Source organism: Verminephrobacter aporrectodeae subsp. tuberculatae At4 (assembly GCF_000193225.1).
Taxonomy (GTDB): Bacteria; Pseudomonadota; Gammaproteobacteria; order Burkholderiales; family Burkholderiaceae_C; genus Acidovorax; species Acidovorax aporrectodeae.
On sequence record NZ_AFAL01000921.1, the window covers coordinates 1 to 318 of the forward strand.

A 318-nucleotide genomic window follows, 5' to 3' on the forward strand; every position below is an offset into this window, starting at 1 on the left:
GATGCGGCGGACTTCAGCAATCGGGCCGTGACGAACAACACGCCGGACCGCACGCCCCCGCAGCTGATTACCACCGGCGACGACGGATACCAGATCCCCACGATCAGCGTCTATACCGGTAATCTGGTGCTCCGATTCAACGACGCAAGCAATCTGAACGCGGACCAGGACCGCAAGCCGGCCGCCGGGGACTTCACGGTGCTCGTGGATGGTGTCCCCAGGGCGGTCACCGGTGTCACCGTGGACGCAGTGGCCAAGCTCATTAAATTGTCCTTGGCCACCCCCCCGTGACCCATGGTCAGCACGTGACCGTCGCCT

The 318-nt window shown here is 63.8% G+C and carries 1 protein-coding gene; it reads left to right on the forward strand.

What is annotated here, in order from left to right; genetic code table 11:
• A partial coding sequence (locus VTU_RS29855; protein ID WP_010109379.1) for a SwmB domain-containing protein occupies positions 1 to 291 on the forward strand: 291 nt, incomplete at its 5' end.
• Between the last annotated feature and the right edge of the window lie 27 nt (positions 292 to 318).